Annotated in this window: 21 protein-coding genes, 1 tRNA gene and 1 pseudogene; 12 read left to right on the top strand and 11 right to left on the bottom strand. The window is 47.7% G+C overall.

The genetic code is table 11. The features are described 5' to 3' along the window. Nucleotides 1–253, bottom strand: a pseudogene (locus tag BM114_RS02790) (DDE transposase); the annotation flags it as partial. A 445-nt stretch (nt 254–698) separates the two neighbouring features. On the opposite strand from BM114_RS02790, the gene BM114_RS02785 reads away from it, so the two are divergent. After that, nucleotides 699–1,439 (top strand): TIGR02757 family protein, encoded by a 741-nt coding sequence (locus tag BM114_RS02785; protein ID WP_092110198.1) that lies wholly within the window; start codon nt 699–701, stop codon nt 1,437–1,439. Between the two features lie 77 nt (nt 1,440–1,516). On the opposite strand, the gene BM114_RS02780 is transcribed toward BM114_RS02785, so the two are convergent. Continuing rightward, nucleotides 1,517–1,590 (bottom strand) — tRNA-Pro (locus tag BM114_RS02780). A 148-nt stretch (nt 1,591–1,738) separates the two neighbouring features. Then, a complete protein-coding gene (locus BM114_RS02775; protein ID WP_177207024.1) occupies nt 1,739–3,091 on the bottom strand; it encodes an MATE family efflux transporter in 1,353 nt (450 codons plus the stop codon). A 292-nt stretch (nt 3,092–3,383) separates the two neighbouring features. Between BM114_RS02775 and BM114_RS02770 the strand changes: the two genes are divergently transcribed. The 3 genes from BM114_RS02770 to BM114_RS02760 are packed head-to-tail and all read left to right on the top strand — an operon-like array spanning nt 3,384 to nt 8,330. Next, a complete protein-coding gene (locus tag BM114_RS02770) occupies nt 3,384–4,637 on the top strand; it encodes a peptidoglycan D,D-transpeptidase FtsI family protein (RefSeq protein WP_092110159.1) in 1,254 nt (417 codons plus the stop codon). 5 nt (nt 4,638–4,642) lie between these two features. Beyond that, nucleotides 4,643–7,444 (top strand): excinuclease ABC subunit UvrA, encoded by a 2,802-nt coding sequence (gene uvrA / locus BM114_RS02765; RefSeq protein ID WP_092110157.1) that lies wholly within the window; start codon nt 4,643–4,645, stop codon nt 7,442–7,444. A 7-nt stretch (nt 7,445–7,451) separates the two neighbouring features. Then, nucleotides 7,452–8,330, top strand: coding sequence for a glycosyltransferase family 2 protein (locus BM114_RS02760; RefSeq protein WP_092110155.1), 879 nt, complete (start codon nt 7,452–7,454; stop codon nt 8,328–8,330). Here the strand turns inward: BM114_RS02760 and BM114_RS02755 are convergent. Then, nucleotides 8,315–9,115 carry an MBL fold metallo-hydrolase gene (locus tag BM114_RS02755; protein WP_092110153.1) on the bottom strand — a complete coding sequence of 267 codons (801 nt, stop codon included), beginning with the start codon at nt 9,113–9,115 and terminating at the stop codon, nt 8,315–8,317. The genes BM114_RS02760 and BM114_RS02755 overlap by 16 nt on opposite strands. An 88-nt stretch (nt 9,116–9,203) precedes the next feature. On the opposite strand from BM114_RS02755, the gene BM114_RS02750 reads away from it, so the two are divergent. Next, nucleotides 9,204–9,656: a hypothetical protein gene (locus BM114_RS02750; RefSeq protein WP_092110152.1), complete on the top strand. Its 453-nt coding sequence runs from the start codon at nt 9,204–9,206 to the stop codon at nt 9,654–9,656. Here BM114_RS02750 and BM114_RS02745 read toward each other — a convergent pair. After that, nucleotides 9,610–11,469 (bottom strand): translocation and assembly module lipoprotein TamL, encoded by a 1,860-nt coding sequence (locus tag BM114_RS02745; RefSeq protein WP_255406405.1) that lies wholly within the window; start codon nt 11,467–11,469, stop codon nt 9,610–9,612. The genes BM114_RS02750 and BM114_RS02745 overlap by 47 nt on opposite strands. Before the next feature lie 418 nt (nt 11,470–11,887). Here BM114_RS02745 and BM114_RS02740 point away from each other — a divergent pair, with 418 nt between their 5' ends. Genes BM114_RS02740 through BM114_RS02725 form a run of 4 tightly spaced genes read left to right on the top strand, consistent with a single transcriptional unit; the run spans nt 11,888 to nt 15,196 of the window. Beyond that, the gene (locus BM114_RS02740) at nt 11,888–12,631 is read left to right on the top strand and encodes an RNA methyltransferase (RefSeq protein WP_092110192.1); all 744 of its coding nucleotides are present in this window, start codon (nt 11,888–11,890) and stop codon (nt 12,629–12,631) included. 7 nt (nt 12,632–12,638) lie between these two features. Further along, nucleotides 12,639–13,565, top strand: coding sequence for a hypothetical protein (locus tag BM114_RS02735; protein ID WP_092110150.1), 927 nt, complete (start codon nt 12,639–12,641; stop codon nt 13,563–13,565). Nucleotides 13,566–13,568: 3 nt separating this feature from the next. Further along, nucleotides 13,569–14,645, top strand: a complete 1,077-nt coding sequence (gene hisB, locus BM114_RS02730) for a bifunctional histidinol-phosphatase/imidazoleglycerol-phosphate dehydratase HisB (RefSeq protein WP_092110148.1) — start codon at nt 13,569–13,571, stop codon at nt 14,643–14,645. 32 nt (nt 14,646–14,677) lie between these two features. Beyond that, nucleotides 14,678–15,196, top strand: a complete 519-nt coding sequence (locus BM114_RS02725; protein WP_143089232.1) for a hypothetical protein — start codon at nt 14,678–14,680, stop codon at nt 15,194–15,196. A gap of 268 nt (nt 15,197–15,464) precedes the next feature. Here the strand turns inward: BM114_RS02725 and cdd are convergent, their stop codons facing one another. The 3 genes from cdd to BM114_RS02710 form a co-directional block, all read right to left on the bottom strand. Further along, nucleotides 15,465–15,947: a cytidine deaminase gene (gene cdd, locus BM114_RS02720; RefSeq protein WP_092110144.1), complete on the bottom strand. Its 483-nt coding sequence runs from the start codon at nt 15,945–15,947 to the stop codon at nt 15,465–15,467. Nucleotides 15,948–15,996: 49 nt separating this feature from the next. Beyond that, nucleotides 15,997–17,379: a choice-of-anchor Q domain-containing protein gene (locus BM114_RS02715; RefSeq protein ID WP_255406404.1), complete on the bottom strand. Its 1,383-nt coding sequence runs from the start codon at nt 17,377–17,379 to the stop codon at nt 15,997–15,999. A gap of 66 nt (nt 17,380–17,445) precedes the next feature. After that, a complete protein-coding gene (locus BM114_RS02710; RefSeq protein WP_092110140.1) occupies nt 17,446–18,510 on the bottom strand; it encodes a hypothetical protein in 1,065 nt (354 codons plus the stop codon). Between the two features lie 168 nt (nt 18,511–18,678). Between BM114_RS02710 and BM114_RS02705 the strand changes: the two genes are divergently transcribed. From BM114_RS02705 to BM114_RS02695, 3 genes are all read left to right on the top strand, one after another. Next, entirely contained in the window at nt 18,679–19,869 is a 1,191-nt protein-coding gene (locus BM114_RS02705; RefSeq protein WP_092110138.1) for an ATP-binding protein, read from the top strand. A gap of 40 nt (nt 19,870–19,909) precedes the next feature. Then, entirely contained in the window at nt 19,910–23,515 is a 3,606-nt protein-coding gene (gene nifJ / locus BM114_RS02700; protein WP_092110136.1) for a pyruvate:ferredoxin (flavodoxin) oxidoreductase, read from the top strand. Between the two features lie 155 nt (nt 23,516–23,670). Then, entirely contained in the window at nt 23,671–24,390 is a 720-nt protein-coding gene (locus tag BM114_RS02695) for a hypothetical protein (RefSeq protein ID WP_092110133.1), read from the top strand. Nucleotides 24,391–24,684: 294 nt separating this feature from the next. Here the strand turns inward: BM114_RS02695 and BM114_RS02690 are convergent, their stop codons facing one another. From BM114_RS02690 to BM114_RS02680, 3 genes are read right to left on the bottom strand one after another with little or no spacing between them, the layout of a single operon-like run. Further along, nucleotides 24,685–25,140 (bottom strand): DUF4293 domain-containing protein, encoded by a 456-nt coding sequence (locus BM114_RS02690; protein ID WP_092110132.1) that lies wholly within the window; start codon nt 25,138–25,140, stop codon nt 24,685–24,687. After that, nucleotides 25,137–25,475 carry a DNA-directed RNA polymerase subunit omega gene (locus tag BM114_RS02685; RefSeq protein WP_092110130.1) on the bottom strand — a complete coding sequence of 113 codons (339 nt, stop codon included), beginning with the start codon at nt 25,473–25,475 and terminating at the stop codon, nt 25,137–25,139. Before BM114_RS02685 ends, BM114_RS02690 begins: the two co-directional genes overlap by 4 nt. A gap of 24 nt (nt 25,476–25,499) precedes the next feature. Beyond that, nucleotides 25,500–26,375, bottom strand: coding sequence for an outer membrane protein assembly factor BamD (locus BM114_RS02680; protein WP_092110127.1), 876 nt, complete (start codon nt 26,373–26,375; stop codon nt 25,500–25,502). Between the last annotated feature and the right edge of the window lie 36 nt (nt 26,376–26,411).

Here is a 26,411-nt window from a genome sequence, read left to right as displayed (position 1 = left end):
TGTGATCACGGATAGGAAAGTCATTAACCTGACGGCTTTCTGTGAAACCATTAGGCTTAAGGTCATGCCACTCTTCTTCACGAGCGTCATTCTCGTCAAGATAGATATGGAGAAGGACACGCTCATCACTAGTCTCTTCAATAATGCCTGTGTGGTCTTCACGAACGTCTGTCACGTCAAAGAACTCAAGTATACCTTTGGGAAGAAGGTAACTGGCCAGAATCTTGTAATCAAATGCTGTTTGCTTACTCATGGGTGCAAAGTTAATGCATCTCATGAACTTTTAAGCATCAAACAAGAAAATATCGGCCTATACTACAAAATTATGCCACGGATATTTGCAACTGTGCCATAATAAGCCTTTGCGGGAGTTTGCGCCGACAGCCCTGTAGAGCAAAGCAACAACAGAGATGCCAGCATGAATCGTAAAACTTTTACCATAACAATATTGTTTAAATGAATATTAAGAAATCTTGTCGAAACATCTTCTTTTAAATAACATCGCAAATTTAATATAAATATCTGAAGATGTTAAGGAATTTTCTTAAAATCTGCATTTCCAACATAGGAAATAACAATATTTAACGGAAATTTTTGCGCAAATTGCAATTAATGCAAAAAATTAAATCTAAATTAAACCGTTATTACTCCATGGCATCTTGATAATAAGAAGCGACGACAAACAAGAGGTTCGACAGATGGATAAGACACAAAAAAGGCTGATTACTTTAGCAGAACATTATGAAACTACAGCATTTTTGAATGGTGATCCCAGCTGGTTCATGCATCAGGTTGAGGACACGAGGAATCAGGAGACGATTGCCTTGATAGCCTCATCGCTAAGTTATGGCAACAGAAAGCTCTTTATGCCCCGGATTCAATACCTGCTCGACTTGTCGGACGGACGGCCTTACGACTGGATCCTGAGCGGAGACTATCAGGCTGCAATCCCTGATGACAACGCCTGCTTCTATAGGCTTCAAACCCACCACCACATTCGTGAGCTGCTCCGTGGCATCCGGCAAATGCTCCGGGAGCATGGCTCTATCGGCGGATATGTGAGAATCCGCGCCTCCACAGGCCTTGAAGCCGTCGACGCCCTCACCCGCTATTTTCGGCATTACGATGTGGAGCATCTGATTCCCAAGGATTCAAAGTCGTGCTGCAAGCGGCTGTGTATGTATCTCCGGTGGATGGTGAGGACGGATTCGCCCGTCGATCTGGGCCTTTGGACATTCATCGACAAAAGCACCCTCATCATGCCTTTAGATACCCATGTGCTCGAAGAAGCCGCCAAGTTGAAACTCATGAACAGCAAGTCGGCCACCATGGCAGCGGCCATCAGGCTGACAGAGGAATTGCGGAAGACATTCAAGGACGACCCGCTGAGAGGCGACTTCGCCCTGTTCGGCCATGGCATGGAAATTTCAGGGAGATAGACTCTCAACTGACAGAAACGCTTAAACGGAAAAAGCATTGGGCAGTTGGAAGTCAATTGCCCAATGCTTCGTCTTTGTCGGGGCGACAGGATTCGAACCTGCGACCGCCTGGTCCCAAACCAGGAGCGCTACCGGACTGCGCTACACCCCGCTTTTTCAGATTGCGAGTGCAAAGGTAATATCTTTTTCCGACCCTTGCAAATTTTCCCATATGTTTTTTCTAAAATACTCATTCACGATTCTTAGGCTGAAAGACAGCCAATAGGACGGAAAGCCGCCGTCGCTCCACCGCTTTCCCGCTATTGCCGCAAGAAGGCAAAAGCCCTACGGGAATAGACCATGTAGGCCACAACCATAATCGTTCCCGTCAGAATCCAAGACACCGGATAGACAAGCATCAGGTTCTGGTAACCGGGCAATATCGGGCAGACGAAGAATATCCAGGTAAGCCGGAGCACACAGGTGCCGAGGATGGTGATGACGGCGGGCTGCATGGAATAGCCCATGCCCCGCAAGGCGGCGGCCGTTACCTCATACGAGACGACAAGCGTCTGGAAGAGAAGCACATAGTCCATGCGGAGCTTGGCATAATGGACCACCTCCGGATCATCCGTGAAAAGGGAGAGGAAAAAGTCGGCTCCGCCATAGAAGAGCATGTTGCCGAGAAAGCAGGATGCGGCCGCAAACGGCAGGCAAATCCAAAAAACGCGCTTACAGCGCTCAATGTTCCCTGCCCCGTAGTTCTGGCTGATAAAGGTCATGGCCGCCCCGCAGAAGGCTGACACCAGAAAATAGCAATAGCTGTCGAAGTTCTGAGCTACGGAAGCACCCGCAATCGCCGCCGCCCCATACCCGTTGATGGCTGTCTGCACGAAGATGTTGCTGAAGGAAAAGACGGTGGTCTGTATGCCCGCCGGTACTCCTATCTGAAGAATGCGGGTGAGTTCGCGACGCGACGGACGAAGCGCCCCCATCTCCAGGCGGAACGGTTCAGGCTCTCTCAGCAACAGCCACACGATGCAGCAGGCACTGAAGACATTGGCAATATCGGTAGAGACGGCAACTCCGGCAACTCCCCATTTCAGGCCGATAACGAAAATCAGGTTAAGAGCCACATTGATGACTCCCGCCACAAGGAGTATATACAGCGGCCGCTTGGTATCACCACAACTTCGCAGGATTGCCGCCCCGAAGTTATAGACCATGATGAAGGGGGCTCCGAGGAAATAGATTCGCAGATAGACCACCGCCAGGGGGAGTACATCTTCCGGCGTATTCATCCACTGGAGGATTTGGTGAGAGACACCTACACCTGCCACGAGCAGAACGATTCCACTGACAAAGGAGAGCAGCATGCTCGTAGAAACGGCATAGCGGATTCGCTCCTTGTCGTTTTGTCCTATATGATTGGCAATGACCACATTGGCTCCGAGGGAGATGCCGACGAAGAAATTGATCATCAGATTTATCAGAAAGGTGTTCGCACCCACGGCTGCAAGCGAGAGGGAGCCCGCGAACTGCCCCACCACAGCCACATCAGCAGTATTAAACAACTGCTGAAGCACGCTGCTTGCCGCAAAAGGCAGCGCAAAGACCAGCAGCTTGCGCAGCAACGGCCCGTGAAGCATATCCATCTCGTGAGTCTTCGACATATTCCTAATTGCCAATCGATTAGACGACTGCAAAATTACGAATAAAACCCCGACTGCGGGCATGCCGCATTCAAAATAAAGCTACAGGAAGCGGAATCATTAACCTATATCAAAACCGGCAACGGCAAACAGGCTGACAAAATCGGCGAAATTGTCTGGCAAAATCGCCGAGATTGTACGACAAAATCGGCGATTTTGTCGCATTGGCAGCCGCAACTCTCTACAACGCAAAAATCAAATTCCCGCCTCATGTTTTATTTTCTCACAAATTATATGTACCTTTGCAAGATATATGAAACAGAAACGACTTGTATCCCTCTTCCCTATAGGGCTCATCGCCCTTTGCTCCCTTGGACAGACAGGACATGCTCCAGGCCGCCTGACACTCGACGACAAGATGCAGGCTTTGGCCGAAAGGCTGCTCGAAGGCAAACAGGGAAGCATCGTGGCCATTGAGCCCTCAACGGGCGAAGTGAAGTGCCTGGTGTCCAAGTCGTTCCTCTCCGACACCATCAACCGCGCCATCGGAATGGCCTACTCCCCCGGCTCCACCTTCAAGACGGCGCAGACACTGGCACTCGTAAGTGAGGGCATCGTCAACAAAGACTCGAAATTCACTTGCAGCGAAGGATTCTGGAAAGACAACATACACATTGGATGCCATAAGCACAGTTCGCCCAAAGACCTCATCGGAGCCATCGCCCATTCGTGCAACTCATGGTTCTGCAAAGCCTTTATGAACATGATAAAGGACAGGGCAAAATATAAAAACAAGCTCGAGGCCATCAACAAATGGAAAGAATACATGTCGAGCCTCGGCCTCGGAAGGCCTCTGGGCATAGACATGGAGGGCGAAACCGGCGGCGAGATGCCGGATTCCGAAATTCTGGAAAGGCTCTACAACGGCCGTTGGAACGAGACCACCATCATGTGGGTGGGAATGGGGCAAGGAGAAGTGCTTGCCACCCCGCTCCAACTCTGCAACCTCGCCGCAATCATTGCGAACAAGGGATACTATTATATTCCCCATATCCGCAAGAATGTGGACACCACCTACACGACCCGCCACCTGTCAGCAGCCTCTCCGGAGGCATTCGACCTGGTACGGGAAGGCATGCGCAAGGCCGTTACAACAGGAACCGCAACGACCATCCGGCATCCGGACTGGCAGATTTGCGGCAAGACCGGGACAGCCGAGAATCCGGGAGAAGACCATTCGGTGTTCATCGGCTATGCACCCATGGACGCCCCGAAGATTGCCGTATGCGTATATGTAGAGAATGCGGGCTTCGGTGCCGACCTTGCCGCCCCACTCGCCCAGCTCATGACAGAGCAGTATCTCACGGGGAAGCTGTCGGAACGCTCAGAGCGGAAAGCCCGCCAATGGTATGACTTCATGGTAATGCCCTATGACCCCACCGAGCTTATGGAAGAAGAAACTCCAACCGGATCCCCGGCGGAAACACAGCCCGCTCCATCGGCAACACCTTCAAAGACAAATCCTGACAGGCCTTTCATGAAGCCTGTAGGCAACAAGCAAAAATAATCAAGATGGAAGATAAATATATAGAAATCAAAGGCGCAAGGGTTAACAACCTGAAAAATATCAGCCTGAAAATCCCTCGCGACAAGTTCATCGTCATTGCCGGAGTCAGCGGCTCGGGAAAGAGTTCGCTTGCCTTCGACACCCTCTATGCCGAAGGACAGCGTCGCTATGTGGAGTCGCTGTCAAGCTATGCCCGCCAGTTTCTCGGCCGAATGAGCAAGCCGGAGTGCGATTTCATCAAGGGACTGCCGCCTGCCATCGCCATTGAGCAAAAGGTAATCTCGCGCAATCCCCGTTCCACGGTAGGCACTTCCACGGAGATCTATGAATATCTGCGCCTCCTCTTCGCACGCATCGGCAAGACCTACTCGCCCGTCAGCGGACAAGAAGTGAAAAAGCATTCCACAGAAGACATCATACAATGCGCCCGGCAGTTCTCAAAAGGTACACGGTTTATGGTGCTCGCACCGTTGCGCATCGCAGAGGGGAGAAATCTGGAGAAACAACTGGAAATGGATTTCCAGCAGGGATACTCCCGTGTCTTCGTGAACGGAGAAGTGGTGCGCATAGACGATTTTCTGGCAGAGAAGCGCACGGAGACCGACCTCTTCCTCGTCATCGACCGCCTGAGCGTCTCCGAAGAGAAAGACGAGATAGCCCGGTTGGTGGATTCCGCAGAGACGGCCATGTATGAGGGAGACGGCATGTGCCGGCTCATCTTCCTGCCATCCAACCTCACCTTCGACTTCTCCGACCGGTTTGAAGCCGACGGAATGAAATTCGAGGAACCCAACGACAACATGTTTTCGTTCAACTCGCCCTTAGGAGCCTGTCCCACCTGTGAGGGCTTCGGCAGTATAATCGGCATCGATGAGAAGCTCGTGATACCCAATTCTACACTTAGCGTATATGACGGCTGTGTGCAGTGCTGGCACGGGGAAAAGATGGGCATGTGGCAGACAGAGTTCTGCAGAAAGGCGCAAGCTGATGATTTCCCTATCTTCAAACCCTATCTGGAATTGTCGCAGACGGAGAAAGACATGCTCTGGCACGGTCTCCCCTCTGAGGAACAGCTGGACTTGCGGGAAAAAGTATGTATTGATTCTTTCTTTCAAATGGTGAAGGAAAACCAGTATAAGATTCAGTATCGCGTAATGATGAGCCGCTACCGGGGCAAGACAACTTGTCCCGACTGCCATGGAACCCGGCTGAAGAAAGAAGCAACCTGGGTTAAGATTAACGGCCGGAGCATCAACGACTTAGTGCAGATGCCCGTCGTAAACCTTAAAGACTGGTTCGACCATCTCCAATTAGACGAGCATGACGCGGAAGTAAGCAAACGACTTCTTGCGGAAATCAAGAACCGACTTCTTTTTCTCTCTGAGGTCGGATTGGGATACCTGACGCTTAACAGGCAATCGAACACGCTTTCTGGAGGTGAAAGCCAGCGCATAAACCTGACAACCTCCCTGGGAAGTTCGCTTGTGGGCTCGCTCTACATTCTTGACGAGCCGAGCATCGGACTGCACAGCCGGGACACCAACCGACTCATCCATGTACTCAAGGAACTGCAAAGTCTTGGCAATACAGTCATAGTGGTTGAGCATGACGAAGAAATCATGCGCACCGCGGACTATCTGATAGATGTGGGTCCGGACGCCGGCCGGCTGGGCGGGGAAATCGTTTTCCAGGGAGATACCGACAAGCTTTCCAAGGCCACGGTCAAGGAGTTTCCGAATTCCTATACCGTAAAATACCTCACGGGAGAGGAAATGATAGAGACCCCAAAATCACGGCGTTCCTGGAACATGGCCATCAAGGTGAAGGGCGCAAGAATGAACAACCTCAAAGGCATTGATGTGGAAATACCGCTGAATGTGCTGACTGTGGTAACAGGAGTGTCCGGATCGGGCAAGAGCTCCTTGGTGAAAGGCATCCTATACCCTGCCCTGAAACGCCACCTCGATGAAGTGGCCGATACGCCGGGAGAACATCTCGGACTGGAGGGAGACTGGAAAGAGGTAAGGCATGTGGAGTTCGTAGACCAGAACCCTATCGGCAAATCAACCCGTTCCAATCCGGCCACCTATGTGAAGGCCTATGATGCCATCCGTCAGCTATTTGCCGAACAACCCCTCGCGAAGCAGTTGGGGTTCACCGCACAATACTTCTCCTTCAACGCAGAAGGCGGGCGATGCGAGGAATGCAACGGAGCCGGCGTCATCACGGTGGAGATGCAATTTATGGCAGACCTTGTCTTGGAATGTGAGGCTTGCCATGGACAGCGGTTCAAGAAAGACATCCTCGATGTGCGTTTCCACGAGAAGAATATCAACGATGTGCTGAACATGACCGTTTCCGAGGCCATTGAATTCTTTGGAAAATACAAACAAAGGCTCATTGTCAACCGACTGAAGCCCCTCGAAGAAGTTGGTCTGGGATACATTAAGCTGGGACAGAGTTCGTCTACCCTTTCCGGTGGTGAGAATCAACGGGTAAAACTGGCTTATTTCATAGGTCAGGAACAAACGGATACATCGCTCTTTATTTTTGACGAACCCACAACGGGACTGCATTTCCACGATATCAAACGACTGCTGCATGCCTTCAATGCCCTCATCGAAAGAGGACACAGTATCCTGATTATCGAACACAACATGGACATCATAAAATGCGCAGACTGGGTAATCGACCTGGGCCCTGAAGGCGGCGACAAGGGGGGCAGCCTGGTATGCGCAGGAACTCCGGAGACCGTGGCGGCATGCCCACAAAGCCTGACCGGGAAATACCTGAAAGCAAAACTGTAAGAACGAAATGAAAAAATCGCTGTCGATACTCATCCCGACCCGAAACGACCATTGCACAGAGCTCGTAAAGAGCCTGGTCGAGCAGGCTTCGTCCATAAAAAATTTGGACTATGAAGTCATCGTAGCGGATGACGGATCCACAGAAGGAGCCGTCATTGCCGGTAACAGAATGATCAGCAACATGAGCAACTGCAGATATATAATAAGGAGAGAAAATGTAGGCAGAGCTGCCATACGCAACTTCCTGGCACAAGAAGCCAAGAATGAATGGTTGCTCTTCATTGACAGCGACATGACGATTATCAACTCCCACTTCCTTATACAATATCTCAACACCAAGAATTACGAGGTGGTGGTATACGGCGGCTATAAAATCATTGGGGAAGAGATGCATAACCTCCGTTTCCAATACGAAAGGGCTTCAGAGAGAATGCATACCTGCAGGAAACGCAGGGAGCGCCCCAATCTTGACTTTCATACATCCAATTTCATGATTCTAAGGTCGCTCATGCTTGAGCATCCGTTAGATACCAATTATAGGGGATATGGATATGAAGATGTTGCATACGGCAAACAGCTCAAGGATGCCGGGATAAAGATTACACACATCAACAACTCCGTGGGGTTCTCAAAGTTTGAAAGAAACTGCGACTTCATTGCCAAAACTGAAGAGAGTCTCCGGACACTTAAGGCACACCAGAAAGAACTCCATGACTACTCCCACATTATCCTATTCACGGAAAGGTTAAGGAAATACCACATGAGAGGGGTTATCAACTCACTCTATAAGAAATCCCATAACAAATGGAGAAAGAGACTGTGCGAAGGGAAAGGGTCCCTGCTGCTGCTCAAACTATATAAGGCGGGATACTATATCAATTCCTGAATCTCTGAAGGAACTTTACGCTTCAAGACATCAAGCTTAAAATCAGCCCCCGCAATAATACCATAACCGCGAAGAACCTGCTCGATGGTCTTTCGTGCCAACTCCGGATGATTGTTCTCTTCGCTTAAATGACAAAGCCAGACATGCTTCAAATTAGGCGTCGCATTCTCTGCCAAAGCTACTCCACACTCCCTGTTGCTCAGATGGCCAATCTTACTCTTAATCCGACTCTTAAGATGTTCCGGATACGGGCCGTTCCTCAGCATTTCATCATCGTGGTTAGCCTCAAGGACCAAATAGTTTGCCGAACCGATAAGATTCTTCATCTCGTCAGTAACATGTCCGACATCTGTCATTAAAACAAATACGATACCTTCCGACTCAACTTGATATCCCACACAATCCTGACTGTCATGGGGAACATGAAAAGGCATGATCTTAAAATCACCAAGGACCAACGGCACATTGGGCTCTATTTCCTTCTTGTACTCCGGCAATATCTTACACCTTACACAACAGTTCTGCTCTATGCCTCTATGCACTTTTGAGGTCGCATAAACTGGCAACTTAAAATCCCGACTAAAACTTCCGACGGATTTCACATGATCAGCATGATCATGGGTGATAAGTATATGGTGCACATTCTGTGGTACTCCATAGTTATGGAAGCTCTTCTTGAGGAGTCTCACCCCAATCCCCACATCTATCAACAAACCGTCATTATCAGTATATAAATAATAACAATTGCCACTGCTACCACTTCCAAAAGAAATGAATCTCAGCATGCCGTTTTGAATTTTAAAACAAAAGTAACATAAAAAGGCGAGATTACAAAATTATTTCTTTACCTTTGTCCAAATTTAATGTTTAGAGATGAAAATTAATCTTTCTATAATAGCTGTTTGTCTAACACTCTTTGCCTCCTGCGGCAACAATCAAAATGAAAGCAAACTTGAAGCCGTCGTTGATTCTTTTGCCGTACACTATTTCAACTGCCAATACAAAGAGGCCATGCCTTTCGTAACCAACGATTCTCAGAAATGGCTTTACTATGCGGCCTCGCAAATGCATCAAGTGGATATAGACACCCTCCATGCGCAAACAGAAGGCGCCACCCACGAATTGGACAACATCACGATTGAAGAAAATGACTCATGTGCGCATATACGCCTTCTCGCGAAGAACTTCCTGCAACTGGACACCATCGGACAGGTGGGACACTTCATCGACCATGCAGCCTTTGAAATGAAAGCTGTCAGGGAGAATGGCAAATGGAAGATTAAAATGGAAGGCCTACCGCAAAGTGAAAAGAAAAATCACGACTGAACTTCGGATGGAATATCACATAATGTTCCCGTGAAGTCTCATAGGCAGGATTGATAGCTTTCATGCCGGCATCAAGCCGCAATATGAAATAGCCAAAGTTCAACCTTAGTCCAAAACCGTAAGCAACGGCAATCTGCTTGTAAAACTCATCCAGCTTAAACTGTCCGCCAGGCTGCTCTTCATAATTACGAAGCGTCCAGATATTTCCCGCATCAACAAAAACAGCACCGTTGAGCTTCCAAAACAGGAATGTGCGATATTCCAAGTTCAAGTCCAACTTCATATCGCCAGTCTGATTGATGAAGTCTATCCTACCGTCGGTTCCACGAAACTTGCCCGGACCCAACTCCCGGACTCCCCATCCTCTAACAGAATTTGCTCCCCCTGAGAAATACCGCTTCTCAAATGGCAGGACATCACTATTACCATAAGGATAGGCAATACCAAATCCCGCATGCATAGCCAAAGAGTTCCGTGAATCAAACTGCAGCAACCGAGTATAGTCGAGATCAAGTTTTACATATTGGGCATAGGCAATATTAAATAATGTATATTGCCCGTTTTCCTTCTTCTTAAATCCCACCACATGCGCCAGTCCTCCCAGTAGATTACCTGCCGTCTCAACATTTGCACGAAAAGCATTCTTGCTATCACTATAAGTGAGGCCAAAGCCAGCCTTCATAATAAATAAGTCTTCGTAATTATAGCGCAGAATGGCATTTCGATTACTTACACTATCCAGATAGTCATGCTTGAATGTCTCGCTAATCCATGGCATGTAGACATAATTAAGGTCTAACAGATCAAAGCGATAGGATGTATGCCGACGAGGATTAGACCATCTATAACGCCATCCCGCAGAAAAGACGCGACGATGAAATTCCGGTCGGTTCTGGAGGTTCCAGCTAAAGGAAAGCTCCGATACGGCCTGGCTACGACGACGGAAGTCCTTGCTTAAGAAAGGTGCGACAAAACGAGGGAAAGACAACTTTGTCTCTATGCCATATTCCTGATAGTCCTGGTCGGCATAGCCTTCCAATCCCGTGATGGCTTCAAAAGCTCCACGCAGCTCAATGGACAGTAATTCCGAACCGTGGAAAATATTCCGGTTGGTATAAGTGAGGGATGCCGCCGCTCCCAAATCTCCTGCAGTATTGGTACCCTCGGGCTGGAAAGAAATCGTCGAAGGCTTATTCATACTCAACTGTATATCACAGTCCAACAGATTGCTATCAGGAATCTCTGTGAAATTGATATTTGTATAGCGGACGGCTCCCAGCCTGCCGAAGTTATTATAAGTGCGTTGCAGGTCTGACGAGCGAAAAGCCCTTCCTTCTCTAAATGCCGTATTATACTCCAATACTGAATTGCGCAGATGCAGGCCAGTACTATCATTACCTCGGTAACGAATTCTACGAATCCGGTACTGGGGGTGATCTCTTAGCAGTGAGGTGTCATTTGCGCGATACTGCGCTAAATGCAAAGTAAGATTAATATCATTGCTATTCCTGGCACTGTCTGCACTATAGTGAATATAATCCTTATGGAATTTATAATAGCCATTATCCATCAGAATACCCGTGATACGGCTACGCTCTGCATCCAGTTTGTCAACCGTAAATTGAGATCCTGCCTTCAAACCTGCCCCCAGCCGATTGTCTATTTGCAAGATTCTCTCTATGTTTTTATCCTGAATATCGTATTTTATCGAATGGATATAATAGGGCTCGCCTGGATGAAGTGTATAGATTGCCGTAAGTTTCTTTCCCTTTATTTTCTTCTCCAGGTTTACAGACGAATGTATATAGCCCATGTTCTGTAGGGCTGTGTGCAGGTCGTGCAGCGTCAATGCAGCCTGTAAAGTATCAAAGATGACAGGTTCTTCTCCGATTTTCTGAAGCGTCCGGTTTATCCATTTAGTAGTGTCTCGCCCGGAAAGAGCATATGTCCCTAACGGAATCTTGAAAAGCGAAAACCATTTAGAATTTGCCTTTTGACGAATATATGGCTCTAACAATGCGGCGTCAAAACCTTTTTCATCTGATTTTATTTCTACTTTCTCCAGAAAATATTGCTTATCTGGAATAAATTTCGAGGTACTACATGCAACAAGAAGGAGCACCAATAAAAAGCATATATATGATTTAATAAATTTCAAAACACTCTAAATTATTGCACAAAGGTAAGGAAAAAATAAGAATTATTGCTATCTTTGCAAGAAAATAATGGATATGCTCAGCAAAGCCAAAATAAAATACATTCGTTCGTTGGGGCAGAAAAAAAACCGCCAACAAGAGCGAGTATTCGTAGCTGAAGGCCCCAAAGTCGTAGGCGAATTGTTGAAAAGCCGCCCTGCGAAGCTTATAGTGCATACCTCCGTCTGGAAAAAAACTGACTTTGCGGCTGACGAGCATCTGGAAGTTACCGAGGAGGAATTACGGAAAACCAGCTTCCTGCAACATCCTCAGGAAGTGCTGGCGATATTCCCGATGTTTGAAGGAGCTACCCCCGCACTTGCTGTCAACGATCTTTCTCTTGCCTTGGATGGCGTACAAGACCCGGGGAATCTCGGTACCATCATCCGAATAGCCGACTGGTTCGGCATCTCCCAGATATATTGCAGCACAGACACAGCCGATGTCTATAATCCTAAAGTTATACAAGCCACGATGGGAAGCATAGCGCGAGTACATGTGTCTTACACCGATTTAAAAGAACTCATCGATTCGCTCCCCGAAGATTTCCCCGTTTACGGGACCTTTCTTGGCGGAAACAACATCTACCACGAAGCTCTCTCTGAGAAAGGACTCGTTGTCATGGGGAACGAAGGGAACGGTATTTCTCCAGAAATCAGAGAGAAAATCAACCGCAAGCTACTCATTCCCAATTTCCCGGAAGGGCGCGAGACAGCCGAAAGCCTGAATGTAGCCATAGCGACGGCAATCACCTGCAGCGAATTCAGAAGAAACAAGTAAACCAATCATGGAAACAGAACTATACACCAACAAGAGCACTTCTGCCTGTATCAGGGCGGCCTACATGCTGCTTACCACGAATATCAAAACCATATTCAAGAGACTATGGCTGCCGGCATTGGCAAATGCCATCATGCTGACCTTGTCGTTCATGCTGTATATTCCCGACAAAGGTATCAACGACTGGGGGCACGCCCACCCGCTTGTCGCCACGATTCTGATATCAGCAAGCTACCTCCTTACCGTTATCGCAAGTATCTGGCTGACAGGCGCAATAGCTTCGATGCTCAACGGCTCCATACTGAAGAAGAACATCTTCAGGGCCATAATGGTGGTAGGAGCCGAACTCATTATAACGACTATCAGCATCTTTATCATCAACTTCGGCACTTCTTTCGTGGCAAGTATCCTCGCTTCGTCTAAGATTACCTCGCCGGAACACGCCCTCACCGCCGGACATATCTCGGCCTTCGCCATCTTCATACTTTTCTGCATATTCACATTGCCGTTCGTTTTCTCCACGGTGAGATACCAGATAGACCATAAGACCAGGTTCTCGGAGATATTCCGAAAGGGATACGGAACGGGCTTCCGCCATTGGGGATTTCAGTTCATCACCTATTTTGTCGGGGTGCTGCTCACCATTGTAGCATGCTTCATAGCTTTCATTCCCCTGATAATCATCTCATCCGCGCAAATCATGAATCAACTGGGCTTGCTTGCCGGAGACCCGAACGGGGCACCCGGATACTTCGTCTGGCTACTGATGGCAACCGTACTTATAACCATGTTTCTGTTGTGCTTCATTCTGGTATGGACATTCTTCATCGCCTATTATACCTATGGAAGCGTGGAAGCCAAAGACCTTGCCCTGAAGGCTGCCAAAGAAAAGGCCATCGCCAATAACAACAAAAACGAGAACGAAATCGAATAAGACATGAAACCCACAAGATGCCTGTTTATAGACCGTGACGGCACACTCATCGAAGAGCCCCAAGACGAGCAAATAGACTCCTTCGAAAAACTAAAGTTCGTGAAGGGGATGTTCCGCAACCTGAGCTTCCTACGAGAGCACCTTGACTTCAAGTTCGTGATGGTGAGCAATCAGGACGGGCTCGGAACCGCATCCTATCCGGAAGCAACCTTCTGGCCTGTTCATAACTTCCTGCTCCAGTCACTCGAAGGAGAAGGCATCACATTCGACGAAATCTTGATAGACCGCCATCGCCCGGAAGACAATTCTCCGATGCGGAAACCCGGAACGGGAATGCTGAAGGACTATATCGGAAACGAGGCCTATGATCTCAAAAACAGCTATGTCATAGGCGACAGGGATACCGATGCAGAATTGGCCAACAACCTTGGATGCAAGTCTTTGATATTAGGGAAAGAAGGCATGGACTGGGAAAGAATCGCGGAGATATTGTTTGCGGGAGAACGCATAGCCGAAGTCAGGAGAACGACCAAGGAAACTGATATCTCAGTAAGGCTCAATGTTGACGGAACGGGGAAATGCGACATCTCAACCGGACTTGGCTTTTTCGACCACATGTTGGAGCAAATAGGCAGGCACGGCATGATGGATCTCACCATCCGCTGCAAAGGCGATCTCTGTGTAGACGAACATCACACCATAGAAGACACCGCCTTGGCATTAGGAGAATGCCTGCTCAAGGCTCTCGGAGACAAACGAGGCATTGAGCGGTATGGCTACTGCCTTCCCATGGACGACAGCCTCTGCCAGGTTGCCCTGGATTTCGGAGGACGCCCATGGCTTGTGTGGGACGCGGAATTCCATCGTGAGAAAATCGGGGAAATGCCTACCGAAATGTTCCTCCATTTCTTCAAAAGCTTGAGCGACGCAGCCAGGATGAACCTCAATATCAAGGCTGAGGGAACCAATGAGCACCACAAGATAGAGGGCATCTTCAAAGCTCTGGCAAGGGCACTAAAGATGGCCGTCAGGAGAGACATCTACCACTTTGAGCTCCCGACAACCAAAGGAACCCTGTGAAAAGACATCCGATAAAATGTGAATCTTAAGGAATGAGAACGGTCAGACTTCTATTCAGTTTAATAGCCGTAAGTTGCCTTGCCTCCGCCTCGGCGCAGGAAGTGGTAAACGAGGCTCTTTTCAAGTTATTCTGCTACCACTCGGACAGCACCCGGATGGAAATTCCTGCCAATCCAGAGTACGATGACTTGATGACTGGCTTCATGCTGCACAAGGCAAAAATCGTATTCAAAGGCGGCCAGGCATCGACCGTCGTGCATGATGCCGACTTCATCTATGTGGAGATATTGGATACTCTGCAACTCAACTCTCACTACTTCAGGCTGGCAAAACTCACACCAAAGAAAGGAAAACGCAGTATGACGATATGGTCGGCCTCCCCATTTGGAATTACGCAAAAACCTAAGGAGGTAATAGATTTATGGCTGAAACCCGTGTCGGGCACCCTCTACCGATTTGATCTCAAAGGCTTACCGAAAGGCCAGTATTGCATTTACTATCAGCAAGAGATGTCTACCCTGATGGAATTCCACGACTTTGCCCTTCAATAGACATATCTTCCAATCTCCCATGAAGGATGCCGGTCAAGCATGGACAGCAAGAAGCATGGATGAGGTTTTTAGCAGAATCTCGAACGCAGAACACCTGTTTTGCAATCAACTGATAATCAATAATTTAGATTTTTACCGCAAACTATTGGGTAAAAGGCGGCTAAAAGGTGAGTAAAAGGCCGTTAAAAGGCGAGTAGATAACGGTCTTTTACTCACCTTTTAGCCGCCTTTTACTTTCGAGGATGCCATTCCTTGAAAATCAACGAGTTTACTTGTGCATGTTTTCGTCTACGAAACAGAGGGGCATCAAGTCCTTTATACTCTTCAAGGCATAGACTCCATGGGTTCCATAAAGCAGAATCTTGACCGGCTGCTGATAACGATCCTCTATTTCAAGCATCACCTGCCGGCATGACCCGCACGGCGTAACAGGCTCGCCCGTAAAACCATACTCATTCTTGGCGGCAATGGCCAGCGTCGTAATCGGCTGTTCCGGATAATTGGCCTGAGCAGCAAAGACAGCCGTTCGTTCCGCGCACAAACCAGAAGGGAATGCGGCATTCTCTTGATTGGCACCTTTTATAATCCGACCATCTCCTAATCGGATTGCCGCACCGACGCAGAAATGGCTATACTTTGCATAACTGTTCTGCGTGGCCTCCTTCGCCACCGTCACGAGCTCGCGGTCTTCTTCGCTCAGTTCATCAACCTGGCAATACTGAATATTGATTTCAAGTTTAATGTCCTTCATATCTCTTGGTTTTTAGTTTCCATATCATTTAGGGGCATCAAAGAGAATGCTACTCCCTTTCAAACGCACCTATGTCGGGCTTATCATCCCGTATACGCCCGTTGCGATCCGTAGGAAGCGATGTCGCGGCATTGCCCTTCCCTATGGCCGGCGATACTGCATCAAGTTGAAAATCATAGACGAGGTTCTCAATATCAAATCTCGTGAAATGTTTCTTCCCCGTCGCAACGGTATCCTTAGGATCTTCAAACAAAACATTGGAGAACCTCATGCTCTCCTCTCCCGTTATCTCCGGGGTACGGATTATACAGTTCTCAAACTGATAGTTGAACACCTCGCCCGGCTCTCCCAGCAACACATCGTCGGCATAGCCGGTAATGAGAGAGTTCTGACAGAGAAGGTTCTGCAAGGGAGCCCTGAACTTTATAGCCGCTCCCCGGTTGGTGTCGAACGGATAAAACTGGGCGAGCGTACAGCCGTTTACAGCCACATCGCCTCCGTTTACCTCAAGACAGGACTTCAATGTATTGGATATCTGGGTGTTCTCTATCCGTGCTTTACAGTGGTTTAACTGCACCCCCACCCCCTGACAATTGTGGATGGTCGAAGCAAAGACATGTAGCTTCTCGAGATCCACTTGCGAGGAATCGGCCACGATGCCGTCGAAAGCACCATGGAGATCGGTATATTTCAGTTCATTACCTTTGGAATCGGCACCAAAACGAATGCCTCTCCACTGCCCGGAAACCCGATCATAGGGCAGATAATCAAACATTCTGTCAATACGGTCGCCCCGCAAAATCACAGGACGCGCTGCCGTTCCTTCGGTTTTTAAAGTACCATTGACCTGTATACCCGCAGCATTGGCAAAATAAAGGGTTGTTCCCGAAGCTATGGTCAAAGTCGCGCCTTTATTGATCACAATACCTCCTTGGACAACAATTGGGGTTGCTGAAGAGATGAGCGAGTCTTCCGTAACCACCACATCCCGCCACAAAGCAGCGTCCCATGCCCATCCGGATAAGCAAAGTTTCTGTACGGCTCCGCTTTCCAGATTAAAGAGCAGATTCTCTTCGAGCTTCTGAGGGCCGTTTGCATGTTGCCGCGGAGCCGTTAGCTCTACATAGACACGGATGCTATCGCCAGCCCGAATTTCCACATCCTGCGATTGATAGCCGCTTGCCGAACTTAAATAAGTGCCGTCGACATTCACCCGAAATCCACTTTGATTTCCCTTTTCAAGCCGAATACTTGAACAGCGTATACCTGCGCTGGAATGATTAAAGACCCAAAAAGAGCGGGTGCTTGAGGGTATATTGCTGAAGACGGTGTCTATCCGAACCGTATCTACGGAAAACGAAAGTAAATCCGACTGCGAAGTCGTGAATGCGTCTTTGTCTTCGCATGCGGCCAGCAAGAGGATTGCAACCAAAATGTGGAAATATTTTTTCTGTCCCATTAAGCTAATAACGCGTTCTAACTCATTTTATTATAAAAGCTATGCCAATCCGTTATTGATGACATTTTCTGCCGTATTCAAGACACGGAAATGATATTTCCCATCATATGAAATCTGCATGAGCTTCTGAGCCTCTGTTGCCTTTACGCCAAACGACAAAGCCACGAAGCCCATCGTACGGCGAAGATTCAACTCTACGCACGGATGAACCTTCAGTTTTCCGTCATCATGCACCACCATCATGTCGATGCCGAAAGGCCCTCTATAGGAATCGTGGAAAGACTCCGTCAGGATTGCAGATATCCTTCCGACCAGGTTATCTATCAATTTTAAAGAAATATATTTACCAAGTATCATTCGTTTTTCTTCCTCGGACGCAAGGATATTACCCACATATGCACCATTGATTGTTTTGAAAAGTGATAGGCCCAAATACTGAACGCCGCTATTAGTAGACTCAAATTCAAGAGCAAAATCCTTCACTTTGTCATAGAAAGGCTCCCTCATTACGAATCCCTGCCTATTGATAATATTCAATGCCCAATTCTCTATTTGAGGGGTCAGCCGCTCCACATAGCGGATACCTCTGCCACTACTGCTCCAAGGAGATTTCAACACATACGGCAGGGAACTATTCCGAATTAGTTCTAAATCAGAAACTGAACGGGCTTCCCCTATCAGCGTATCAGGATCCGTCAGTAGTTTGGGGAGTAATCTCTTTGCCGCCCATTTGCGACTGCTTATCTCCCGCAACAATTCCAAGAGAAGAACGGAGGGGAGTCTGCCCTCTCCTATCCCTGCCTTCAACAACTGAAATCTCAAGGAGGAATCCCATCCCCACACCGAAAGTTCACATGGAGGAATATTAGGCAAGTCGTCAAGTGTTACAAAAACCACATCCCTGGTATATCTCCTGAGGCGTCGAACCGAGCCCAAAGCGGCGTCGACATCATCTACCAAGACGAAATCCCCGTCATCAGCCCATAAAGCAGGGATGAATCCCAGGTCTGCCCGAAGCGCCCGTCCCGCATGGGGAGGCGTGAATCGTTCGATATTTGCAGCCAAGGCAATATCATGCTCGGGATTGAATATATGTAGTTTCATCGTCAGATACAAATTATTTCCATTGCAAATATACAAAGAATTACAACTCCCTCACAACGCTATGTGCAAAAAAAAGCAAAAACACGAATATTTTGCAATCTTGACTTTGCATTCTTGAAAATAAATATTATCTTTGCAAATAAAATAACCAACTCGGTACAGAAACTTATGGAGGAAGCTTTTTTTCGCACTCACACCAATCTTGTTGAGCTCCAGAACGCGACCGTCCGCCGCACCCTCATGGATGAGATTGACTGGAACGACAGACTGATTGGCATCAAAGGTACCCGAGGTGTGGGAAAAACGACTTTCCTATTGCAGTATGCCAAAGAGAACTTCAACCCCACGGACAGGCAATGCCTCTATGTGAACATGAACAATTTCTATTTTCAGGGGAATGGAATCTTTGATTTTGCCGTCGACTTTGTCGGAAACGGCGGAAAGGTTTTGCTGATAGACCAGGTTTTCAAGCAGCCCAACTGGAGTAACGAACTGCGCCAATGCTATGACATGCTGCCAGAACTGAAGATTGTCTTCACAGGTTCGAGCGTCATGCGCCTGAAAGAAGAGAACCCAGAACTTAATGGCATCGTGAAGAGCTACAACCTAAGGGGATTCTCTTTTCGTGAGTTTATAAACCTGCAGGCTGGTACAAATATTCCTGCCTACTCACTCGATGAGATACTCAATGACCATGAGCATATCATCAAGCAGATTCTGCCCCAGGTTAGTCCTACTAAATATTTTCAGGATTACATCCATCATGGCTTCTACCCTTTCTTTCTTGAGCATCGGAATTTCTCAGAAAATCTCCTGAAGACAATGAACATGATGACAGAAGTCGACATCCTGCTCATTAAACAAATAGACTTGAAATATCTCACAAAGATAAAAAAACTATTTTACCTGTTGGCGCAAAACACGGGGAAGGGACCAAACATCAGTAATCTGGCAAAAGATATCGAGACCAGCCGAGCTACGGTTATGAACTATATCAAATATCTTGCCGATGCCCGACTTATCAATATGATATATCCTGTCGGAGAAGAGTTTCCCAAGAAACCGTCCAAGGTTATACTCCATAATCCGAACCTACTTTATGCCATATACCCCATTCAGGTAAACGAGCAAGAGCTGATGGAGACCTTTTTTGTGAATACAATGTGGAAAGACCACAGGGTGAACCAGGCAGCCAAAGACCACTTCTTTATTGTCGACGACACGAAGAAGTTTAGAATTTGCAATGCAAAGGGGGAACATAAGCTAAGGTATAATTCCGATACGATCTACGCGAGATATAATACAGAGATAGGAAAAGATAACCGCATACCTCTGTGGCTATTAGGATTTCTTTATTAAAATCATACAACAACATTCATTAATATTTATCAAAAACAAAATGGCAAAAGAAAAAAAGTTTATCACTTGTGATGGTAATACCGCTGCTGCACATGTAAGTTACATGTTTACTGAAGTGGCTGCCATCTATCCTATTACTCCGTCATCACCCATGGCAGAGCATGTAGACGAGTGGGCTGCAAAAGGCCGGAAGAATCTCTTTGGGCAGACCGTATCTGTCCAGGAAATGGAATCTGAAGGCGGAGCTGCCGGTGCGCTTCACGGATCGCTCCAGGCCGGTGCATTGACAACGACATTCACCGCTTCACAAGGCTTGCTGCTCATGATTCCGAACATGTACAAGATTGCCGGCGAACTGCTTCCATGCGTATTCGATGTCTCAGCCCGGACGCTGGCATCTCACTCTCTTTGCATCTTTGGCGACCATCAGGATGTAATGGCCTGCCGCCAGACGGGTTTCGCCATGTTTTGCTCTGGCTCCGTCCAAGAGGTCATGGACTTAACGGCCATTCCCCATATTGCTACATTCAAAACAAGTGTTCCTTTCATCAATTTCTTTGATGGCTTCCGCACTTCCCATGAATATCACAAAATTGAGGAAATGGACATGGAAGATATCCGTCCATTAGTAGACTTAGAAGACATCAAGAAGTTCCGCGACCGCGCGCTTTCTCCAGAGCGTCCTGTTACACGAGGCACCGCTGAGAACCCAGAGACCTTCTTCACCCATCGTGAGGCATCTAACTCATACTATGAGAATATCCCCCAGGTGGTAGAAGACCTTTGTGGCAAGATATCTGATATTACAGGGCGCGAGTATCATTGCTTTAACTATTATGGAGCCAAGGATGCCGAAAATGTAATCGTGCTGATGGGCTCTGCAACAGAACCTGCCCGCGAGGCTATTGACTATCTGCTAAAACAAGGCAAGAAAGTGGGTATGGTGGCAGTACATCTCTATCGTCCGTTCTCCGTAGACTTCTTGAAGAAGGCCTTGCCGGCAAGCGTAAAGCGTATTGCCGTCCTCGATCGCACGAAGGAGCCCGGAGCAGAGGGAGAGCCGTTGTACCTTGATGTAAAGTCTGCCCTCTACGACGATCCACGCAAGCCTTTGGTTGTCGGCGGTCGTTATGGTCTTGGCTCTGCAGACACCACACCTGCCAAGATTGTTGCCGTATTCAATAACCTTGAAATGCCAATGCCTAAGAACCACTTCACAGTAGGTATCGTAGACGATGTTACCTTCACTTCTCTTCCCGAAGTAGAAGAGATTCCAATGGGCGGCGACTCTCTCTTTGAGGCCAAGTTCTATGGTTTGGGTTCAGACGGTACTGTCGGTGCAAACAAGAATTCTGTACAGATTATCGGTAACAATACCAATAAGTACTGTCAGGCATATTTCTCCTATGACTCAAAGAAGTCTGGCGGTTTCACTTGCTCTCACCTTCGCTTTGGCGATGAGCCAATCCACTCTGCCTATCAAGTAAATACTCCCAACTTCGTTGCTTGCCATGTACAGGCCTACCTGCACATGTACGATGTAACTCGTGGATTGCGCGATAATGGTACATTCTTGTTGAACACTATCTTTGAAGGAGAGGAATTGATAAACTTCATTCCTAACAAAGTAAAGCGCCACTTCGCAAAGCACAACATTCGTGTTTATTATATCAATGCGACAAAGATTGGACAGGAGATCGGCCTGGGCAACCGCACTAACACCATACTCCAGAGCGCATTCTTCCGCATTACCGAGGTTATTCCTATAGACCTTGCCATAGAACAGATGAAGGCCTTCATCGTAAAGTCTTATGGCAAGAAAGGCGAAGATGTTGTAAAACTGAACTATGCAGCCGTTGACCGCGGCGGCGAGTATAAGCAGCTTGCCGTTGATCCGGCATGGGCAAACTTGGCTGACGAAGACAACAATAATGATGATGCACCGGCATTCATCAAGGAACTGGTTCGTCCTATCAATGCCCAGTCTGGCGACTTGCTCAAGGTCTCTGACTTTGTAAAGCATGGTACTGTGGACGGCACTTGGAAGAACGGAACATCTGCCTTTGAGAAGCGAGGCGTCGAGGCATTCGTACCCGAATGGAATCCAGAAAACTGTATTCAGTGTAACAAATGTGCATTCGCTTGTCCTCATGCTACCATCCGTCCATTTGTCCTCGATGAGAATGAATCCAAGAACAGCAATCTTCAGTCTATTGGCATTCTTGCTCCCAAGGAGCTGAAAGGAATGCAATTCCGTATCCAGGTAGCCGTCATGGACTGTCTTGGTTGCGGCAACTGCGCTGATGTATGCCCGGGCAAGAAGAATCGCGAGACAGGCGAGACAGAGAAGGCACTTAAGATGGTTCCATTCAATATAGACTCTCCTGCCATGCAACAAGAGGCTAAGAACTGGGAGTATCTGATTAAGAATGTAACTTCTAAGCAGGACTTGGTCAACATCAGTCAGAGCCCCAAGAACTCACAGTTCGCTCAGCCGCTGTTTGAGTTCTCCGGTGCATGTGCCGGTTGCGGTGAGACACCTTATGTCAAGCTTATTTCGCAGCTGTTCGGCGACCGAGAAATGATTGCCAACGCTACGGGTTGCTCTTCTATCTATAGTGCATCAATTCCTTCAACCCCATATACGACCAACGCACAAGGCCAAGGCCCGGCCTTCGACAATTCCCTGTTCGAGGACTTCTGTGAGTTCGGACTCGGTATGGCACTTGGAAACAAGAAGATGAAGGAGCGTATCACACTCCTTCTGAACGAACTGATTGCTGATGAAAAGACACCTGCCAATATGAAAGAGGCTGCACAGGAATGGATTGAGAACCAAAACAATGCCGACAGCTCAAAGGTTGCGGCAGCCAAGCTCAAACCGCTGATTGCAGAAGGCGTAGAACACGGATGCCCCATATGCGCAGAACTCAAGACACTCGACCACTATCTGGTGAAGCGGAGCCAATGGATTATCGGTGGCGACGGCGCTTCTTACGACATCGGCTACGGCGGTCTCGACCATGTGCTCGCTTCCGGAGAAGATGTAAACATCCTCGTGCTTGACACCGAGGTTTACTCCAACACCGGCGGCCAGAGCTCCAAGTCCACACCTCTCGGCGCGATTGCCCAGTTTGCCGCTCAAGGCAAGCGCATCCGCAAGAAAGATCTTGGACTGATGCAGACCACCTATGGCTATGTATATGTTGCCCAGATTGCAATGGGAGCCGACAACAACCAGACCCTCAAGGCTATCCGCGAGGCTGAGGCTTATCCAGGCCCATCACTGGTTATCGCCTATGCACCGTGTATCAACCATGGCATCAAGGGCACCAAGAAGATGAAGAGGAACATGGGTACGAGCCAGCGAGAGGAAGAGTTGGCTGTTGCTTGCGGTTACTGGCATCTATGGCGTTACAACCCGCAGCTCGCAGAAGAGGGCAAGAACCCGTTCACGCTTGACTCCAAGGAACCGAAGTGGGAAGATTTCCGCGACTTCCTGTTGGGCGAAGTGCGCTACTCTTCTGTTGCCAAGGCCTATCCTGCAGAGGCTGAAGAACTCTTCTCTGCCGCTGAGCGCATGGCCAAGCTGCGCTACCAGACCTATGTCCGCAAGAGCCAGGAGGACTGGAGCGAGGTTATCTAAGCACAAACAAATAGAATAGTCTCTTTATAGAAGATGGCTTGCAGGCTTCTGCAAACCATCTTTTTTTATTTAAAAAATCATAACAAAAAGAACAACTTACTTTAAAAGACGCTATATTTGTCCACAATTATCAATTTATTTAAAACCTAAAGAATATGAAGAAAATTATTTTCATGGTTATTGCAGCTGTTGCAATCACCTTTGCAAGTTGTGGTAACAAGACGGCAACTCCGGTGGAGACTGCTGATTCCGACAGTGTTGCAGCACTCAGCGAAGAGTCGCAGACAACATTCAACAATCTCACAGCTGAGCTGCAGAAGGCACTCAAAGCCAACAATAGTGAGGGCACCATTGCTTCACTTGCCACCTTGCAGACCATCTACAAGAACCTCGTAGACAGCGGCAAGCTCGACCAGGCCCTCAGTTATGGCACGGCAATCAAGAACTTCATCAACGAGAATGCTGAAACCATTAAGAATGTTGCCTCGGGCAATGCTACCATCGCCAGTTTGGTAGAAGGCATCAAGAAGCTCCCGACAACTGCTGCAACAACTGCAGAGGAAGCCAAGAACGCCGTTGCTGCCGATGTAGTAAACCTAGCTTCACCAGCCGTAGCAAAAGGCGCTACTGCCATTGCAACAGCAGAGGCTGCCGCAGAGGCCATCAAGAATGCCCCTGCCACAGTGAAAGAAGCTGCCGCAACAGCTGCAAACAATGCTGTTGAGAATGCTAAGACTAATGTCGAAAACAAAGTGAATGAAAAAGTTACCGAAGCTCAGACCAAGGCTAATGACGCAGTGAACAAGGCTGCAGAAAAAGCCAACGAGAATGTTAATAAAGCCAAGGAAAAGGCTTTGAAGGGCTTAGGTCTCTAATATTTCATACTCAGGAGTTGCTTTTTTAACCCCAGGAATAGTTTTCCAAAGGTCGAAAAGTAACTCTTAACAAACAAGGAAGCCGTCCTCTGTTGAACAGAGAGCGGCTTCCTTTGCACATAGCAGCATTTGCCCCACATGGCAGAATCTGTATCTATCAATATTACAAGCGGCTTGTAACGCCATTACCAACGATTGGTAATAGTATTACCAGCAACTGGTAATCATGTTACTAACTGCTGGTAATACTGCAGGAATCCATCAACGCCTCTCCCTGCCACGCCTGAAAGCTCTTTACCTGATTCTCTCAGAAGACTTGATCAATTCTTCGTCTTTCATGATTCCCCGATGCGCAAAAGCATATAAAGCCATTGCGACAAATGGCAGACAAACCGCAAAAGCGGGATGATATGTACCCATCTGCTGGAAATTATTCAATACCATGAATGCATAATAGACATACCATGCCAGGCAAAAGACGATATTCCAATAGCAGAGCTTTGCCTGCAGCCGGCGCTTTTTATAGGCCATGATGGCTGCTATTGCCAGCGGACATGTAATCAACAACAACGCGAACAGGGGCCATACGGAAAAACTCACGGTGCCCTGCCCTGCCGTTACGAAAAGATTGAAGACTTCCACCTCGACTCCCATCCCCTTAGGGGCAATGCTGCCAATCGGCAGACATAGGCAAATAATGGTCGCCAAAAGTGCCAGTAACAGATAGACGGTCTGTACACGCTGAATCATGCTCCGAATTCCTCTTTATCTTTCGCGGGATCGCGCCAATAAACATTTCCCTCCATAAACTCCTGCGTAGCCAGCAATGTCGGCTTGGGGAGCTTCTCATAATAACGAGAAATCTCTATTTGCTCACGATTCTCGAAGACTTCTTCCAAAGAGTCATTGTATGAGGCGAATTCAGCAAGCTTCTTGTTCAAGTCGGCCTTTATCTCCATCGCAATCTGATTGCTGCGCTTTCCGATGATTGCGACACTCTCATAAATGTTACCGGTCTCCTTGCAGAGATCCATAATGTTGCGGGTTACTGTGTTTACCGGTGCCTTTGACTTTTTGTAATCCATTTCAATTATTTATAGTTTAATTTTCTAATTTCTGTTCATATCCCTGATGGAGCCCATGTCCTCGACATCATGCTCATGTGCCGCAATGTAACTCTTGCACTTCTCGATGTATCGCTCGGCGGACACTCTCTCCTTAGAATCCGGGTATTCGTTGATAAACCCATAACATTCATCCTGTGCATCCTGATATCTGTCAAGCTTCTTTGACTCCACACTCATCTGCGCAAGTTCGTATTTACTTTTCATAATGAGTATTGAGAAGTTCTCGCGATACTTACTATAGGGATAGTCTTTGAGAGCATTCTGAGCTGTGATAACACAGGATTCGTAGTTATTACCCCCGCTTGAGCAATTGCCGAAGTATGTGCCAATATCATAATAAAGCCGCGCATTGTAGAGCTCTTTCTCTACAAGCTTGTCCTGAAGGGCAAAAAGGCGTTGCTGAGCAGTAGACTTCAATCCGGAATTCGGATACAGATCCAAGAACTCCTGAAAAGCGGAAATGGCCGCTACAGTCTGACTCTGGTCGAGGCGAGGCTCTGGCGTACTCATGTAAAGGCTCTGCCCCACATAATATCTCGCCTGTTCGGAATAGGCACCCCGCGGATAAGAATTAGAATATCGCCTGAATGTTTCTGAGGCATTGGTGTAGTCCTTGTCATTATATTGAGCCATCCCCAACATATAGAGGCATTCTTCCGCCTTGTCCGTGCCTTTCATAAGAGTTATCAGCTCCGAGAGCAATGTCGTTGCCCGAGTATACTTGCCATTTGCAAAACATTCCTTTGCATACTCATATTTATACTGGTAATCACTGCTCTTGTAAACATTGTTGAATTCTTTTGCACAACTCGTTACAAGCAACAGGCCCGAAAACATTATAATGGGAAGTTTCTTCATACATTTCAGTTTGAGTTGCAAAGTTACATATATTTC

It is taken from the genome of Prevotella sp. KH2C16, from assembly GCF_900113305.1.
Taxonomy (GTDB): domain Bacteria; phylum Bacteroidota; class Bacteroidia; order Bacteroidales; family Bacteroidaceae; genus Prevotella.
The sequence above is the reverse complement of the archived record's forward strand: the minus strand, read 5'-3'. Positions and strand labels throughout refer to the sequence as shown.

What these genes read in the sequence shown, in the direction of transcription:
- BM114_RS02770 (WP_092110159.1), top strand. Translation starts at nt 3,384, where the DNA reads ATGAAACAGAAACGACTTGTATCCCTCTTCCCTATAGGGCTCATCGCC.
- BM114_RS02705 (WP_092110138.1), top strand. Translation starts at nt 18,679, where the DNA reads ATGGAGGAAGCTTTTTTTCGCACTCACACCAATCTTGTTGAGCTCCAG.
- BM114_RS02695 (WP_092110133.1), top strand. Translation starts at nt 23,671, where the DNA reads ATGAAGAAAATTATTTTCATGGTTATTGCAGCTGTTGCAATCACCTTT.
- BM114_RS02775 (WP_177207024.1), bottom strand. Translation starts at nt 3,091, where the DNA reads ATGTCGAAGACTCACGAGATGGATATGCTTCACGGGCCGTTGCTGCGC.
- cdd (WP_092110144.1), bottom strand. Translation starts at nt 15,947, where the DNA reads ATGAAGGACATTAAACTTGAAATCAATATTCAGTATTGCCAGGTTGAT.
- BM114_RS02710 (WP_092110140.1), bottom strand. Translation starts at nt 18,510, where the DNA reads ATGAAACTACATATATTCAATCCCGAGCATGATATTGCCTTGGCTGCA.
- BM114_RS02745 (WP_255406405.1), bottom strand. Translation starts at nt 11,469, where the DNA reads ATGGGCTATATACATTCGTCTGTAAACCTGGAGAAGAAAATAAAGGGA.
- hisB (WP_092110148.1), top strand. Translation starts at nt 13,569, where the DNA reads ATGAAACCCACAAGATGCCTGTTTATAGACCGTGACGGCACACTCATC.
- BM114_RS02740 (WP_092110192.1), top strand. Translation starts at nt 11,888, where the DNA reads ATGCTCAGCAAAGCCAAAATAAAATACATTCGTTCGTTGGGGCAGAAA.
- BM114_RS02750 (WP_092110152.1), top strand. Translation starts at nt 9,204, where the DNA reads ATGAAAATTAATCTTTCTATAATAGCTGTTTGTCTAACACTCTTTGCC.
- BM114_RS02690 (WP_092110132.1), bottom strand. Translation starts at nt 25,140, where the DNA reads ATGATTCAGCGTGTACAGACCGTCTATCTGTTACTGGCACTTTTGGCG.
- uvrA (WP_092110157.1), top strand. Translation starts at nt 4,643, where the DNA reads ATGGAAGATAAATATATAGAAATCAAAGGCGCAAGGGTTAACAACCTG.
- nifJ (WP_092110136.1), top strand. Translation starts at nt 19,910, where the DNA reads ATGGCAAAAGAAAAAAAGTTTATCACTTGTGATGGTAATACCGCTGCT.
- BM114_RS02760 (WP_092110155.1), top strand. Translation starts at nt 7,452, where the DNA reads ATGAAAAAATCGCTGTCGATACTCATCCCGACCCGAAACGACCATTGC.
- BM114_RS02680 (WP_092110127.1), bottom strand. Translation starts at nt 26,375, where the DNA reads ATGAAGAAACTTCCCATTATAATGTTTTCGGGCCTGTTGCTTGTAACG.
- BM114_RS02725 (WP_143089232.1), top strand. Translation starts at nt 14,678, where the DNA reads ATGAGAACGGTCAGACTTCTATTCAGTTTAATAGCCGTAAGTTGCCTT.
- BM114_RS02735 (WP_092110150.1), top strand. Translation starts at nt 12,639, where the DNA reads ATGGAAACAGAACTATACACCAACAAGAGCACTTCTGCCTGTATCAGG.
- BM114_RS02785 (WP_092110198.1), top strand. Translation starts at nt 699, where the DNA reads ATGGATAAGACACAAAAAAGGCTGATTACTTTAGCAGAACATTATGAA.
- BM114_RS02755 (WP_092110153.1), bottom strand. Translation starts at nt 9,115, where the DNA reads ATGCTGAGATTCATTTCTTTTGGAAGTGGTAGCAGTGGCAATTGTTAT.
- BM114_RS02685 (WP_092110130.1), bottom strand. Translation starts at nt 25,475, where the DNA reads ATGGATTACAAAAAGTCAAAGGCACCGGTAAACACAGTAACCCGCAAC.